The following is a 13,268-nucleotide window of genomic DNA, read 5'->3' as shown; positions in this document are numbered from 1 at the left end:
TAACACATCACTGAGGGACGCGTAGAAAGCGCGTCCCGGCTCTTTAAGAGATCTAACGAATGACCCTGAAGACCATCGAAGGTACCTTCATCGCCCCTAAAGGCCGCTACGCTCTGGTAGTGGGCCGTTTCAACAGCTTCGTGGTTGAAAGCCTGGTCAGCGGTGCAGTTGATGCCCTGGTTCGCCATGGCGTGAGCGAAAGCGACATCACCATCATCCGTGCGCCTGGCGCCTTCGAAATCCCGCTGGTTGCGCAGAAAGTCGCTCAGAAGGGCGAGTTTGCGGCAATCATCGCCCTGGGCGCGGTCATTCGTGGCGGTACTCCGCACTTCGAATACGTGGCTGGCGAATGCACCAAGGGCCTGGCCCAGGTGTCCATGGAGTTCGGCGTACCGGTCGCTTTCGGCGTACTGACCGTTGATTCCATCGAACAAGCCATCGAACGTTCCGGCACCAAGGCCGGTAACAAAGGTGCTGAAGCTGCCCTGTCCGCTCTGGAAATGGTCAGCCTGCTGGCGCAGTTGGAGGCCAAGTGATTAGCGACGATAGCGATCGTTTCAACCCGCGCGATCCAAAGCCTGCGGATGCCGGCAAGCCATCGAAAAGCGCCAAGCGTCGCGAAGCCCGTCAGCTCGCGACTCAGGCGCTGTACCAATGGCACATGGCCAAGCAGTCGCTGAACGAGATCGAAGCGCAGTTCCGGGTCGATAACGATTTCACCGATGTCGATGGCGCGTACTTCCGCGAAATCCTGCACGGGGTTCCGCAGTTCAAGACCGAAATCGACACCGCGCTCAAGCCTTGCCTGGACTTGACCATCGAAGAGCTGGACCCGGTTGAACTGGCGGTTCTGCGCCTGTCCACCTGGGAGCTGCTCAAGCGCGTCGACGTGCCGTACCGCGTTGTGATCAACGAAGGTATCGAACTGGCCAAGGTCTTCGGTTCCACCGACGGTCACAAGTTCGTCAACGGTGTGCTCGACAAGCTGGCCCCGCGTCTGCGTGAAGCTGAAGTGAAGGCGTTCAAGCGCTGATCGGCGCTTGAACTGCCATTGCCATGGGCGAGTTTGAGCTGATCCGCAATTTCTTCGCCGCCGCGCCTTGTGCGCAGGGCGGCGAAGGCGTTGCCCTCGGGATCGGCGACGACTGCGCCTTGCTGGCTGTTCCTTCCGGGGAGCAGTTGGCGATTTCTACCGATACGCTGGTGGCCGGTGTGCATTTCGCCGACCCCTGCGACCCGTTTCTGCTCGGCCAGCGCTCGCTGGCCGTGGCCGTCAGTGACCTGGCCGCCATGGGCGCCACCCCCGTTGCCTTTACCCTTGCCTTGACCTTGCCGACCGGGACTTCCGATTGGCTGGAAGCGTTCGCCCGTGGTTTGAACCTCATGGCGCAGAATTGCCGTGTAGCACTGGTGGGCGGCGATACCACTCGCGGGCCGTTGAGCCTGACCATGACCGTGTTCGGCCGGGTGCCGACCGGTCTGGCGTTGACCCGCAGTGGCGCACAGCCGGGCGATTTACTCTGTGTGGGCGGTGATTTGGGTAACGGCGCGGGCGCATTGCCGCTGGTGCTCGGCCAGCGGACAGCGGACGCGGCCATCGCCGATCCATTGCTGGCCCACTACTGGTCGCCGCAACCGCAACTGGCGTTGGGCCAGGCCTTGCGTGGCAAGGCCACCGCCGCGCTGGACATCTCCGACGGCCTGCTCGCCGACTGCGGGCATATTGCCCTGGCGTCGAAAGTCGGGATTGAGGTAGAGCGCAGCAGGCTACCGTTGTCGAAGGCACTGCTGGCTTTCCTCGGTCAATCCGGCGCTGAGCAGGCTGCCCTGAGTGGCGGTGACGATTACGTGCTGGCCTTCACCTTGCCGCCTGCCGAGTTGCCATCGTTACTGGCGGACGGCTGGCCGATCCATGTGCTCGGGCAGGTGGTTGCAGGGCAGGGCGTGATTCTGCTGGACGCCGACGGACACGACATCACCCCGCCAATCCGGGGTTACCAACATTTTCGGGAGACACCGTGACAGATCATCCCAAACAGGTTCCGTCGGAGTTCGTACCGCCGTCGGTCTGGCGTAATCCATGGCATTTCCTGGCGTTCGGCTTCGGCTCGGGCACCCTGCCAAAAGCGCCGGGCACCTGGGGTTCGTTGGTGGCGCTGCCCTTTATTCCGTTGTGGCAGATGCTGCCCGACTGGGGCTACTGGCTGATGCTCGGCATCACCATGCTGTTCGGCTTCTGGCTGTGCGGCAAGGTCGCCGACGATTTGCGCGTGCACGACCATGAAGGCATCGTCTGGGACGAAATGGTCGGGATGTGGATCACCCTGTGGCTGGTGCCGCAAGGTTGGTATTGGTTGCTGGCGGGGTTCCTGATGTTCCGCTTCTTCGACATCCTCAAGCCGTGGCCGATTCGCTGGATCGACCGGCATGTGCACGGTGGCGTCGGCATCATGCTCGACGACGTGCTGGCCGGGGTGTTTGCGTGGTTGGCGATGCAAGGGCTGGTGTGGTTCTTCGCCTGAAGAATACAGCCGAGGATAAAAGATGGCTCGCTGGTTGATGGTGATGGTTTTCGCGACGTTTTGCTCCTTCGCCCAGGCGGGGGATGCGCCGACGACGCCGTCCGTGATTCACCTGGCCAGCGAAGCGTGGGAAGACTTTACCGCCGCCGATGGCCGTGGTTTGGGCTGGGACGTGTTGCGCGAAGTGTTCGAGCCTGCGGGCGTCAAACTGGATATTCGAATCGAACCTTATACACGCGCCACGGGCCTGGCACAGCGTGGCGAAGTGGACGCGTGTGTCGGTGCCTATCGGGATGAAGTCAGTGACGTGCTCTATCCGCGCTGGAGTTTCGATACCGATCCGATCTATGCATTGGGCCTGGCCACCAATCCGGCGCCGACCGCGGAAAATCTGGGCAATTACCGTTTGGCCTGGGTACGCGGCTACAAGTACCAGGCTTACCTGCCCAATGTGCAGCGCTATAACGAAGTCGCGCGGCGTACCGGGATTCTGCCGATGCTGATCCACAACCACGTCGACTACTACATTGACGCGCTGGACGAGGTTAACTCTATCGTCAGCCGAGCCAAGGATCCGTCGCAGTTTCGCCGCACGCATATCGCAGATCTGCCGCTTTACCTGTGCTTCGCCGATACTCCTCGGGCACGGCAATTGATGGCATTGTTCGATCAGCGCATGGACCTGCTGGTAAAAAGCGGCCAGTTGAAACCGATTTTCGAACGCTGGAAGCAACCCTATCCGTTCGGCTCGAAATGAAAGCGTTCTATGTGGGAGCGGGGCAGATATCGAACTTTTTGATCGTTATGGCCGATAATTCAGCCTAAGCGTCTGTAGGAACGTGCTGTTACAATGCCGCCTCTGCGAATCTTCAGTACTTATAGATCAGGAGCACACCGGTGCCTGTCGTTTTTGTCGCCGCTTCCAAGCTGCCAACGCCTTTTGCGCAATTCACCATGCACGGCTTTCTCGATGAAGAGAACGGGCGCGAGCACGTGGTGCTGAGCCTGGGTGAGATCGCCGACGGTGCGCCGGTACTCGGCCGGTTGCACTCCGAATGCCTGACCGGCGATGCCTTGTTCAGCCAGCGTTGCGACTGCGGTTCGCAACTCGAGGCGGCGTTGCAGGCGATTGCCCGTGAAGGCCGTGGCGTGTTGCTCTACTTGCGTCAGGAAGGTCGCGGCATTGGCCTGCTGAACAAGATCCGCGCCTATGAATTGCAGGACGGCGGTGCTGACACTGTTGAAGCCAACGAACGCCTGGGCTTCGCCGCCGACCAGCGCGACTACGCCATGTGCCTGCCGATGCTGGAGCACCTGGGCGTGAAGTCCCTGCGTCTGATGACCAACAACCCACGCAAGGTCAAAGCCTTGACCGACATGGGCATCGTGGTTGCCGAGCGCGTGCCGTTGCACACCGGGCACAACCCGCACAACAAACTCTACCTGGCCACCAAGGCCAGCAAGCTCGACCACATGATGGGCAACGAGCATCAGGGCGAGGTTGACCGGGCGTGACCCGCGGTCAGGTACGGCGACGACTGGCCGTCAACTGGTGGCAATATCTGGCGTTGGCCTTGCTGCCGCTGTTCGTGGTCAATGGCTTATTCGGCCAAAGCGAGGCGATTCTGCCGGTGCTGGCCATGCCGTTTTTCATTGCCGGTGTGGCGTCGATGTTTGTCAGCCTGAAGTTCTTTGGCGGTTACAAACATGCGCTGATCGCGACCCAAAAAGCCCTCGATACCCCTGAAGAACCCGCCGCCTGGATCGCCCTGGCCGCGAAACGCCGTGCTGCGTTTCTGGTCGCTGGCCTGCCCGCCTGGATCGGCGCACTGGCAGTCTTCGTTGGTCTGGAAGCCGTGCCGCTGATGCTGCTGGCGTTGTCGACGGCGGTGCTGTTCTACCTCTACCGTATCCCGCGTCAACTCGGCTGATGCGCTGCGTCTGGCTGGCAGTCCTGTTGCTGGCCATCGGTGGTCCGGCAGCTGCGGCCGAGCGGGTTGTCAGCCTGGCACCGTCGCTTTCTGAAATCGTTATTGAACTGGGTTCGGCAGACCTGCTGGTCGGCGTGCTGGATGCCGGTGAGCGTCCTGCCGAGCTCAAAGACATTCCTTCGGTGGGCCGCTACGGTCAGTTGGACATCGAACGGTTGCTCAGCCTCAAGCCCGATTTACTGCTGCTCTGGCCGGGCAGTGTAGGGCCGGCTCAGCGTGAACAGCTCAAGCGGCTGAACATTCCCACCTATGTCGCCGAGCCGCATGACCTCGAGCAACTCACTGCGCAGGTTGAGGCGATAGCCACGCAACTCGGGCGAGCGGAGCGGGGCGTTGCATTGGCCAAAAAACTGCGTTCGCGACTCGACTCCCTGCGCCAGCGCTATCGAAGGGACGAGCCGCTGCGGGTGTTTTATCAAGTCTGGGATCGGCCGCTGTACACCGTGGGCGGAAGGCAGATCATCAGTGATGCGCTACAGGTTTGCGGGGCGCGCAATGTGTTTGCCGACCTGCCACAGCCTGCGCCGCAGGTCAGTGTGGAGGCGGTGTTGCAGCGCAATCCCGAGGTGATTCTGGCCAGCGATCAGGCGCAGCTCGAGGCGTGGAAGGCCTGGCCCCAGGTGACGGCGGTGGCGCAGGGGCAATTGCTGCTGGTAGCGGATAAGGGCCTGGAACGGCCGAGTGGGCAGATGATCGAAGCGACGGCCAAGCTCTGTCAGTTGATCGCACCGGACCGTTAAGACCGAGGCGCGAAAGGGTCTGCTCAAACACTACAGACGTCAGATCAAAACGACGAGTTCAGATACGACGTAACCCCTGTAGGAGCTGCCGAAGGCTGCGATCTTTTGATTTTGTTTTTCAGATATGGAGCCGCCGAAGATCAGGATCAAAAGATCGCAGCCTTCGGCAGCTCCTACCGGGGGCAGGATTAGAGATTCAGCAATTGCAGGCGCTGACGCACCGCCTCTTCGATCCCGGCTTCATCCAGCCCGCATTCGGCGAGCATTTGCGCAGGCTTGGCGTGTTCGACATAGATGTCTGGCAAGCCCAGGTGCAGCACCGACTTGAGGATGTTCTCGCGGGCGAGGAACTCGCTGACCGCGCCACCGGCGCCGCCCATGATCGCGTTCTCTTCGACGGTCACCAGCAATTGGTGACTGCCGGCGATTTCGCGAACCAGTGCTTCGTCGAGCGGTTTGACGAAACGCATGTCGACGACCGTCGCATCCAGCTTCTCGGCGACTTTCAGTGCCTCGGCCAGTTGCACGCCGAACACCAGCAGGGCGACTGTGCTGCCCTGACGACGAACCACGCCCTTGCCGATTTCAATCGGTTCGAGGTCTTTCGCGATCGGTGCATTCGGGCCGGTGCCACGCGGGTAACGCACTGCCGCCGGGCCGTTGTACAGGTGGCCGGTGCTGAGCATTTTGCGCAGTTCGTTTTCGTCGCTCGGGGTCATCACCAGCATGCCGGGGATGCAACGCAGGAACGACAGGTCGAAGCTGCCTGCGTGCGTCGGGCCGTCTTCGCCCACCAGACCGGCGCGGTCGATGGCGAACAGCACGTCGAGGTTTTGCACCGCGACGTCATGAATCAGCTGGTCGTAACCGCGTTGCAGGAAGGTCGAATAGATCGCCACTACCGGTTTGGCGCCTTCACAGGCCATGCCGGCTGCCAGGGTCACGGCGTGTTGCTCGGCAATCGCCACGTCGAAATAGCGCGTCGGGAAGCGTTCACTGAAGGCCACCAGGTCGGACCCTTCCTTCATCGCCGGGGTGATCCCGACCAGGCGCGGATCGGCCGCCGCCATGTCGCACAGCCACTCACCGAACACACCGGAATATTTCGGCCCGCTGGCTTTTTTCGGCGCGGCGGCCGGAGCGTCCAGCGGTTCAAGTTTGGTAATGGCGTGGTAACCGATCGGGTCGACTTCCGCCGGGGCGAAGCCTTTGCCTTTCTTGGTGACCACGTGCAGGAATTGCGGGCCTTTCAGATCGCGCATGTTGCGCAGGGTGGCGATCAGGGTCGGCAGGTCGTGGCCATCGATCGGGCCGATGTAGTTCCAGCCCAGCTCTTCGAACAGCGTGCCGGGGACCAGCATGCCTTTGGCGTATTCTTCGGTGCGACGGGCGATTTCCCAGGCGCCGGGCAGGCGCGACAGAACCTTTTTGCTGCCTTCGCGCATGCTCGCGTAAGTGCGGCTGGAAAGGATTTTCGCCAGATAGTTCGACAGCCCGCCGACGTTGCGCGAGATCGACATGTCGTTGTCGTTGAGGATCACCAGCATGTTGGCGTCCACTTCCGGCGCGTGGTTCAGCGCCTCGAAGGCCATGCCAGCGGTCAGTGCGCCGTCGCCGATCACAGCGATCGCCTTGCGATCGCTGTGTTGCAGGCGGGCGGCAATGGCCATGCCCAGCGCAGCGCTGATCGAGGTGCTGGAGTGGCCGACACCAAAGGTGTCGTACTCGCTCTCGGAGCGACGCGGGAAGGCAGCGATGCCGTCCTTCTGTCGCAGGGTGCTCATGCGCCCGCGACGGCCGGTGAGGATTTTGTGCGGATAAGCCTGATGACCCACGTCCCACACCAGCCGGTCGTCCGGGGTGTCGAAAACGTAGTGCAACGCGATGGTCAGCTCGATCACGCCCAGGCCGGCACCGAAATGCCCACCGGTCTGGCCGACCGTGTAGAGCAATTCCAGGCGCAACTCATCAGCCAGGGTTTCCAGCTCGGCTTCGCCTAACCGGCGCAGGCCGTCCGGCGTGTTGGCACGGTCGAGCAGGGGCGTGGTCGGGCGCTTACGGGGAATCTCATGAAACGTCGTGGGCATCAGGCGAATCGTTATAGGTATAAAAGATGCGGCAGTTTACCTGATGCATCGCCCCCTGCCCACGCGTTGGTCTTTTTTGGCGGATACGCCGTCAGTTGCGGCGGTCAACGATATACCGGGCCAGATCACGCAAGGGCTCGGCTGCAGCGTCAAACGGTCGCAGTGCGTGCAGGGCCTGGTCGCGCAGTTCCAGAGCGTAGGCCTTGGCCGCGTCGAGACCGAGCAGCGCCGGGTAGGTCGGCTTGTCCCGGGCGATGTCGGCGCCCTGGCGTTTACCGAGGGTGGCGGTGTCACTTTCGACGTCGAGAATGTCGTCCTGGACCTGAAATGCCAGGCCGATGGCCTGTGCATAACTTTGCAGCGACTTCAGTTCGTCCTTCTCGGCACGGCCACTGGCCAGGGCACCGAGTTTGACGCTGACCTCGATCAACGCGCCGGTCTTGTGCCGATGCATGTATTCAAGGGCATTTTGATCGAGCTTCAGACCCACCGAGCCAAGATCGATGGCTTGCCCGCCGACCATGCCCGCCGGGCCTGCCGCCAGCGCCAGGGCGCTGACCATCTGCAGCCGGGTTTCGGCATCCGACGCACTCAGGCGCGGGTCGAGCAGGGCGCTGAAGGCCAGGCTCTGTAAACCGTCGCCGGCGAGAATCGCGCAGGCTTCGTCGAATTTCTTGTGGGTGGTCGGCTGGCCGCGACGCAGGTCGTCATCGTCCATGGCCGGCAAATCGTCGTGCACCAGCGAATAGGCATGGATCAGCTCAACCGCGCAGGCTGCGCCGTTGGCTTGCTCGGCCTTGCCGCCCAGCGCTTCACACGCGGCGTAGGCCAGCAGCGGACGTACACGCTTGCCGCCATTCATCACGCTGTAGCGCATGGCTTCATAGAGGCGGGCGAGCTCAGGGCTCGGCGGGTTGAACAGGGTTTCCAGTGCTGCATTGACGCGGGCCTGGCTGGCTGCCGAATACGCTGCAATCATTCTGGCTGATCCGCGTCGAAGGGTTCCTCGGCCAACTCGCCATCACGCTCGAGCAGCACTTGAACCTTCTGCTCGGCCTGGGCCAGCGCCGCCTGGCAATCACGGGTCAGCCCGATGCCCTGCTCGAAAGCGGTCAGCGAGTCTTCCAGCGACAATTCGCCGTTCTCCAGACGCTCCACCAGCGTTTGCAGGTCAGCGAGGGATTGTTCGAAATCCAGTGCAGCTTTTTTGCGGGCCATGGCGGCTATTTCCGGTTGACGTTAAACCGGCGCGACACTAGCAGACATGGGGGGTATGGGCAAATGAGCGGGCCTGAAAACCCCTGTCGCGGCGTCGGAAAAACCGAACTCAGAATGCCTCACCCTCAGGGTGAAGGATCTGGTACCGAGTGCTGCGCCCGCCACCGGGCAGGCGTTTCAGGCAGCCCTTCTCCAGCAGTTCGGTCAGATGACGGGTTGCGGTGGCTTTGGAAACCTTTGCCACTGCCTGGTATTGAGCTGCGCTGATCCCCTCCTCGAAACCACGCTCTCCGCCATCGAGTAAACGATTCAACACTTTGATCTGCTCAACTGACAGCTCAGACTCCCGATGTGCCTGCCAGAAGCGCGCTTTGGCCAGCACCGACTCGATCCGGTTCATGGCTTGTTGCAAACTACGCAGGAGCGTTTGTAGAAACCATTCCAGCCAATGCGTGATATCCAGCGTGGCTTTCTGACTGTTTTCGAGTACTCGATAGTAGCCGGAGCGATCCTCCAGGATGCTCGCCGACATGGCATAGAAGCGGATGGCCTGAGCCTCACCCTGGGCTAGCGCCAGGTCGGTGATGGTTCGTGTAAGGCGGCCATTGCCGTCGTCGAAGGGGTGCAAAGTGACGAACCAGAAGTGCGCGATACCGGCCCGCAACAATGGATCGAGGCCAGCCTGATTTCGGCTGGCTTCAAACCATCTGAGGAATGTGTCCAGTTGCTGCTCCAGGCCTTGGCGAGGCGGCGCTTCGAAGTGAACGGTTGGCCTGTCGAGTCGCCCCGAAACCACTTGCATGGGCTCATCGCCGCGTAACGTGCCAACGTGGATTGGCCGGGCGGCGAAGTCTGTATCCTGATCAGGAAACACCCATTTATGCCAATCCAGTAGTCGCTCAAGCGTCAGTGCTTCAGCAAAATGCTGCGTAGCGTCGAGCATTAGTTGCGCCAGCCCCTCACTGCGTTGGCTCACTTTATCGCCGTCGACCAGATTTAAACCTAACCGTCGTGCCAGTGAAGAGCGCACGGAACCAACATTAAGCTGTTCACCCTCGATAGCTGAAGACGTCACGATATTCTGCAATAACGCATCCAGTTCGTTCTGCGCGCATAGTGAGCTACCCACGGAACTGGCCATGCCCATCAACCGACCTTGTGCTTGCACACACTCGCGTAATAACGGTGTCAGGCGCTCGGCTTGCCAGTTGAAATTTGGCCAATCAGGCCGTTGCCAGATCCAGAGAGGTGCCATGAACTCGGGTGCTCCAAGGTGAATGAGCCGAATAATAGTCTTATTCGGCTCACTTTATGAGCCGAATAAGATCGGTATTCGGCTCACGCCCAACAAACACCGTGATTCCCACCGCAAATATAGATGTATCCGATTGTTAAAAAACTGCCGAATGGCTAATCTTCGCGCCTTCAACGACCCTATATTCAGGGTCTCTCTGACGAAACGCAGTTTTTTCGATCTGTAACGCGCCGAGGATCGGGCGCCAGGTTTCGTTATGCATGGCAGGAGGCGTCACATGCGTTGGGTTCTTTCACTGCTGATTACGCTGGTTTGCGCTCAAGTTGCGTGGGCCGAGCCCACGGCCGAGCTATCGGAACCGGTGGGCGGCTGGCGCTATCACGGCTTGCTGGACCGCAGTGAAAACCCTCGCGTCGCCTATCCCACACCGCCCATCGACCGGGGTGTGCAGCGCAATCGCACAATGATCGAAGGCCAGCTCAAGGCCCTCGGTACGCTCCGTCCGCCCCACAGCCTGGCGGTCAACGGCAATCCCCTGAATCTGTACACCGACGATCAAGGGCGTTTTGCCCGCCCGTATGCGTTCGGCGCCGGTTCCAACAGCGTCGAAGTGCGCAGTTCCGAGGGCAAGTCGCTCAAGCGCGTTCAATTCTATGAAGCCAACAACCTGCGCACCCCGGCGCGGATTCGCGTGGTGCTGGGCTGGGACGATCCCAAGGCCGAACTCGACCTGCACATCATTACCCCCGACGGCCAGCACGCGTTCTGGGCCAGTCCGGCGATGAGCAACGGTGGTGGGCTGGACCCGGACGGTGTCGATGGCCCCGGCCCGGAAATGTTCACCATGACCGCGCCGATGCACGGCACCTATCTGGTTTATGTGAACTATTGGGGCAACTACGGCAGCGGCGGCTATAACTTCGATGAGAACAGCAACCAGAACGAGGTGATCACCTCGCAAATCAATCTGGTGCTCAATGAAAACACCGTCGACGAAAAACGCGAGACGTTCATCGTGCCCTTGCGGGCAATCGGCGACCTGCTGCTGGTCAAGACTTTCAACTATTAAACATCCCGCACCACGGATGAAATCGGGTTTTGTGAACATGAGCGATAACACTGTGACTCCGGCCGCCGACGTACCAGCAGCCAAAACTCCACGTCGTTGGCCGGCGCTGCTGATCGGGCTGTGCCTGGCGGCAGGCGTAGCGGGCGGGTTAGGCTGGTTCCTGCACAAACCCAAGGCTCCGCCTGCGCAGTTGGCCAGCGACAAACTGGGCATGAGCCGCCCGGACGGTCTGCTCGAAACCCATTCCCTGAGCCAGTTGCCCAAGGATTTGCTGGCCGTGCCGTTCCTCAAGGAAACCCTGACCGAAGATTTCGTCTTCTATTACGAAGCCCATGCCGATCGCCTCGGTTTGATCGGCAGCCTGCGGCGGATCATTTACGAGCATGACCTGAAGTTGCAGGACAGCCTGATCGAGCAGCTCTTCGACCAACCGGCGGATGTGGCGCTGTGGCGTGGGGCGGATGGGCGTCTCAAGGATTTCCTGTTGGTGATGGATCGCGGCGGACTGGCCAAGGTGCTGGAGCCGCTGGCGAAAGTGGCGCTGGATGATTCGCAGCTGAGCAAGCTCGGCGAAGTGAAAGTCGGTGCCGACGCCGTCACCCTCTATCAGCTCAACTACAACGCCAGCAAGGCGTTGGTGTTCGCTTCCCATGGCGACAAATTGGTGGTGCTGTCCAATCCGGCCAAACTCTACGATCCGGAAAACGGTGCTTTGGAGGAAACTGGCGGCGTTTCGACCAAGGCGATCGCCGCCTTGCTCAACGGCGACAAACTGTTCCCCGAAGCCTTCGGCCTGCCGCCGCGTGCGCCCGAGGTAAAACAACGCCTCTCGGTCAACTCCAGCGTGTTGGCCATGGGTTATCAGCGCTTCATCCCGAACTTTGCCGGCCTGCGTTTCGACATGGACGACAAGGGCTGGCACAGCTTCCTCGCCATGGACGAACTGGACAAGCAGCCGGACTTCGATTTCAAACCGATCTGGCAAGCCATGCCGATGGGCGCCAGCGCTTGCGTGGCCTTGCCGCTGGCCGCCGAACAACAGAAACCGCTGCTGGTGAAACTCGGCGCCGAAGAGTCCGTGGCCCAGGCCCTGACCGAACACATGGCCGGTGCTGCTGGTCTGTGCTGGTACGCCGATTCCCGGCTGTACACGCCGCTGCTGGTGGCCAGCCTGAATGACGATGACAGCGCCAAACTTGATGGTGACTTGGGCAACCTGTTCGGCTCGATGGTCGGTGCCTACGAAGGCAATGTTGCCGAGCACGCATTCCCGGTGGTCGAGAAACAGGACGGTAAAACCCATCAGTGGCAGCGCCAGGTCAGCTCCAACTTCGGCCCCTATAAGGCCAAGGATGCCGAGCAGCCAGACGCAATCACCGGCAAAGCCTTCATGCGCGTCAGCCTGGCCCGTCACGGCTCGACGCTGCTGTTCTCCCTTGACGACAAACTCGTCGACAAAGCGCTGGGCACCCTCGACAAACGCTTCCCGCCGCTGGCTGACGTGCTGCCGAAAGACCTGCTGATGCCGATCTATTTCGGCCCCGATTCCATGGCGCAACTGATGCAACAGGAAACCCTCGACAGCCTGCCGCAGGACATGGAGCCGGTGTTCTACAACGCCGCGCAAACCTACCTGATTCCGAAACTGCGCACCCTCGGCGGCTACGGCAAATACGCCCTGACCTTGCCCAAAGGCAGCGAGCCCGACGGCCACTGGCAATGGCTGCCGCTGGAGTGGAAAGCCCTGTGACTGCACTCATCCGAGGCCTCGGCTTGCTGGCGTTGCTGCTGGGGACTCGCACATTCGCCAGCGAAGCCGCCGCGCTCGACCCGCAGCAATCCCAGGTATTCCGCGCCTGGTTCGTGCGCATCGCCCAGGAACAATTGACCCAAGGCCCGAGCCCGCGCTGGTATCAGCAGGACTGCGCCGGGCTGGTGCGCTTTGCCGCCAACGAAGCGCTGAAAGTCCATGACGACAAATGGCTGCGCAGCAATGGCCTGTCCAACCGCTACCTGCCGCCGGAGTTGCAACTGAGTGACGCCCAGCGCGGCCTCGCCCAGCAATGGCAGCAGGGGGGCGGTAAGGTCGGGCCTTACGTCAACGCGATCAAACTGATTCAGTTCAACAGTCATCTGGTCGGCCGCGATCTGGCCCTGGCCCGGCCTGGCGACCTGATGTTTTTCGATCAGGGCGATGACCAGCACCTGATGATCTGGATGGGCCGCTTCATTGCCTATCACACCGGCACCACCACCCCCACCGACAACGGCATGCGCTCCGCAAGCCTGCAGCAACTCATGACATGGAAGGACACCCGATGGATACCCGACGCAGCCAACCCCAACTTCATCGGCGTCTATCGACTGAACTTTCTCTCCCAATGAT

General features: G+C 61.1%; 15 protein-coding genes. 11 read left to right on the top strand and 4 right to left on the bottom strand.

Annotated features, from left to right (window positions below; translation table 11 throughout):
* The first annotated feature begins 59 nt into the window (after window positions 1–59).
* From ribH to ACEN9A_RS26465, 8 genes are all read left to right on the top strand, one after another.
* The gene (ribH, locus tag ACEN9A_RS26500; protein ID WP_003228649.1) at window positions 60–536 is read left to right on the top strand and encodes a 6,7-dimethyl-8-ribityllumazine synthase; all 477 of its coding nucleotides are present in this window, start codon (window positions 60–62) and stop codon (window positions 534–536) included.
* Window positions 533–1,033 (top strand): transcription antitermination factor NusB, encoded by a 501-nt coding sequence (gene nusB / locus ACEN9A_RS26495; protein WP_007933632.1) that lies wholly within the window; start codon window positions 533–535, stop codon window positions 1,031–1,033. Before ribH ends, nusB begins: the two co-directional genes overlap by 4 nt.
* 23 nt (window positions 1,034–1,056) lie before the next feature.
* Window positions 1,057–2,022 (top strand): thiamine-phosphate kinase, encoded by a 966-nt coding sequence (gene thiL, locus ACEN9A_RS26490; RefSeq protein WP_258671273.1) that lies wholly within the window; start codon window positions 1,057–1,059, stop codon window positions 2,020–2,022.
* Window positions 2,019–2,522, top strand: a complete 504-nt coding sequence (locus ACEN9A_RS26485; RefSeq protein WP_019650862.1) for a phosphatidylglycerophosphatase A family protein — start codon at window positions 2,019–2,021, stop codon at window positions 2,520–2,522. Before thiL ends, ACEN9A_RS26485 begins: the two co-directional genes overlap by 4 nt.
* Window positions 2,523–2,544: 22 nt before the next feature.
* Window positions 2,545–3,279: a substrate-binding periplasmic protein gene (locus tag ACEN9A_RS26480; RefSeq protein ID WP_258671272.1), complete on the top strand. Its 735-nt coding sequence runs from the start codon at window positions 2,545–2,547 to the stop codon at window positions 3,277–3,279.
* 140 nt (window positions 3,280–3,419) lie between these two features.
* Window positions 3,420–4,037, top strand: coding sequence for a GTP cyclohydrolase II (gene ribA, locus ACEN9A_RS26475; RefSeq protein ID WP_007933624.1), 618 nt, complete (start codon window positions 3,420–3,422; stop codon window positions 4,035–4,037).
* A complete protein-coding gene (locus ACEN9A_RS26470) occupies window positions 4,034–4,453 on the top strand; it encodes a hypothetical protein (protein WP_019581376.1) in 420 nt (139 codons plus the stop codon). Before ribA ends, ACEN9A_RS26470 begins: the two co-directional genes overlap by 4 nt.
* The gene (locus ACEN9A_RS26465) at window positions 4,453–5,253 is read left to right on the top strand and encodes a cobalamin-binding protein (RefSeq protein WP_258671271.1); all 801 of its coding nucleotides are present in this window, start codon (window positions 4,453–4,455) and stop codon (window positions 5,251–5,253) included. The genes ACEN9A_RS26470 and ACEN9A_RS26465 overlap by 1 nt, the downstream gene beginning before the upstream one ends.
* A gap of 188 nt (window positions 5,254–5,441) precedes the next feature.
* Here ACEN9A_RS26465 and dxs read toward each other — a convergent pair whose 3' ends face one another.
* From dxs to ACEN9A_RS26445, 4 genes are all read right to left on the bottom strand, one after another.
* Complete coding sequence (gene dxs, locus ACEN9A_RS26460; protein WP_258671270.1) at window positions 5,442–7,340, bottom strand: 1-deoxy-D-xylulose-5-phosphate synthase; 1,899 nt, start codon at window positions 7,338–7,340, stop codon at window positions 5,442–5,444.
* 91 nt (window positions 7,341–7,431) lie between these two features.
* Window positions 7,432–8,319 carry a (2E,6E)-farnesyl diphosphate synthase gene (gene ispA, locus ACEN9A_RS26455; protein ID WP_019650866.1) on the bottom strand — a complete coding sequence of 296 codons (888 nt, stop codon included), beginning with the start codon at window positions 8,317–8,319 and terminating at the stop codon, window positions 7,432–7,434.
* Complete coding sequence (locus ACEN9A_RS26450) at window positions 8,316–8,558, bottom strand: exodeoxyribonuclease VII small subunit (protein ID WP_007894317.1); 243 nt, start codon at window positions 8,556–8,558, stop codon at window positions 8,316–8,318. The genes ispA and ACEN9A_RS26450 overlap by 4 nt, the downstream gene beginning before the upstream one ends.
* A 109-nt stretch (window positions 8,559–8,667) precedes the next feature.
* Window positions 8,668–9,813, bottom strand: a complete 1,146-nt coding sequence (locus ACEN9A_RS26445; protein ID WP_258671269.1) for a Fic family protein — start codon at window positions 9,811–9,813, stop codon at window positions 8,668–8,670.
* 277 nt (window positions 9,814–10,090) lie between these two features.
* Between ACEN9A_RS26445 and ACEN9A_RS26440 the strand changes: the two genes are divergently transcribed.
* The 3 genes from ACEN9A_RS26440 to ACEN9A_RS26430 are packed head-to-tail and all read left to right on the top strand — an operon-like array spanning window position 10,091 to window position 13,267.
* The gene (locus ACEN9A_RS26440; protein ID WP_258671268.1) at window positions 10,091–10,882 is read left to right on the top strand and encodes a YfaP family protein; all 792 of its coding nucleotides are present in this window, start codon (window positions 10,091–10,093) and stop codon (window positions 10,880–10,882) included.
* Window positions 10,883–10,919: 37 nt separating this feature from the next.
* Window positions 10,920–12,632, top strand: a complete 1,713-nt coding sequence (locus ACEN9A_RS26435) for a DUF2138 domain-containing protein (RefSeq protein WP_026345992.1) — start codon at window positions 10,920–10,922, stop codon at window positions 12,630–12,632.
* Complete coding sequence (locus tag ACEN9A_RS26430; RefSeq protein ID WP_033063783.1) at window positions 12,602–13,267, top strand: DUF1175 domain-containing protein; 666 nt, start codon at window positions 12,602–12,604, stop codon at window positions 13,265–13,267. Before ACEN9A_RS26435 ends, ACEN9A_RS26430 begins: the two co-directional genes overlap by 31 nt.
* Window position 13,268: the final 1 nt, after the last annotated feature.

The sequence above is a fragment of the Pseudomonas sp. Pseusp18 genome (genome assembly GCF_059506005.1).
The sequence above is the reverse complement of the archived record's forward strand: the minus strand, read 5'-3'. Positions and strand labels throughout refer to the sequence as shown.

Excerpts from the sequence above, each read along its gene's own strand:
- ispA (WP_019650866.1), bottom strand. The coding sequence starts at position 8,319 with ATGATTGCAGCGTATTCGGCAGCCAGCCAGGCCCGCGTCAATGCAGCA.
- ACEN9A_RS26450 (WP_007894317.1), bottom strand. The coding sequence starts at position 8,558 with ATGGCCCGCAAAAAAGCTGCACTGGATTTCGAACAATCCCTCGCTGAC.
- ACEN9A_RS26440 (WP_258671268.1), top strand. The coding sequence starts at position 10,091 with ATGCGTTGGGTTCTTTCACTGCTGATTACGCTGGTTTGCGCTCAAGTT.
- ribH (WP_003228649.1), top strand. The coding sequence starts at position 60 with ATGACCCTGAAGACCATCGAAGGTACCTTCATCGCCCCTAAAGGCCGC.
- dxs (WP_258671270.1), bottom strand. The coding sequence starts at position 7,340 with ATGCCCACGACGTTTCATGAGATTCCCCGTAAGCGCCCGACCACGCCC.
- ACEN9A_RS26465 (WP_258671271.1), top strand. The coding sequence starts at position 4,453 with ATGCGCTGCGTCTGGCTGGCAGTCCTGTTGCTGGCCATCGGTGGTCCG.
- ACEN9A_RS26480 (WP_258671272.1), top strand. The coding sequence starts at position 2,545 with ATGGCTCGCTGGTTGATGGTGATGGTTTTCGCGACGTTTTGCTCCTTC.
- ACEN9A_RS26435 (WP_026345992.1), top strand. The coding sequence starts at position 10,920 with ATGAGCGATAACACTGTGACTCCGGCCGCCGACGTACCAGCAGCCAAA.
- thiL (WP_258671273.1), top strand. The coding sequence starts at position 1,057 with ATGGGCGAGTTTGAGCTGATCCGCAATTTCTTCGCCGCCGCGCCTTGT.
- ACEN9A_RS26430 (WP_033063783.1), top strand. The coding sequence starts at position 12,602 with ATGGCTGCCGCTGGAGTGGAAAGCCCTGTGACTGCACTCATCCGAGGC.
- ACEN9A_RS26445 (WP_258671269.1), bottom strand. The coding sequence starts at position 9,813 with ATGGCACCTCTCTGGATCTGGCAACGGCCTGATTGGCCAAATTTCAAC.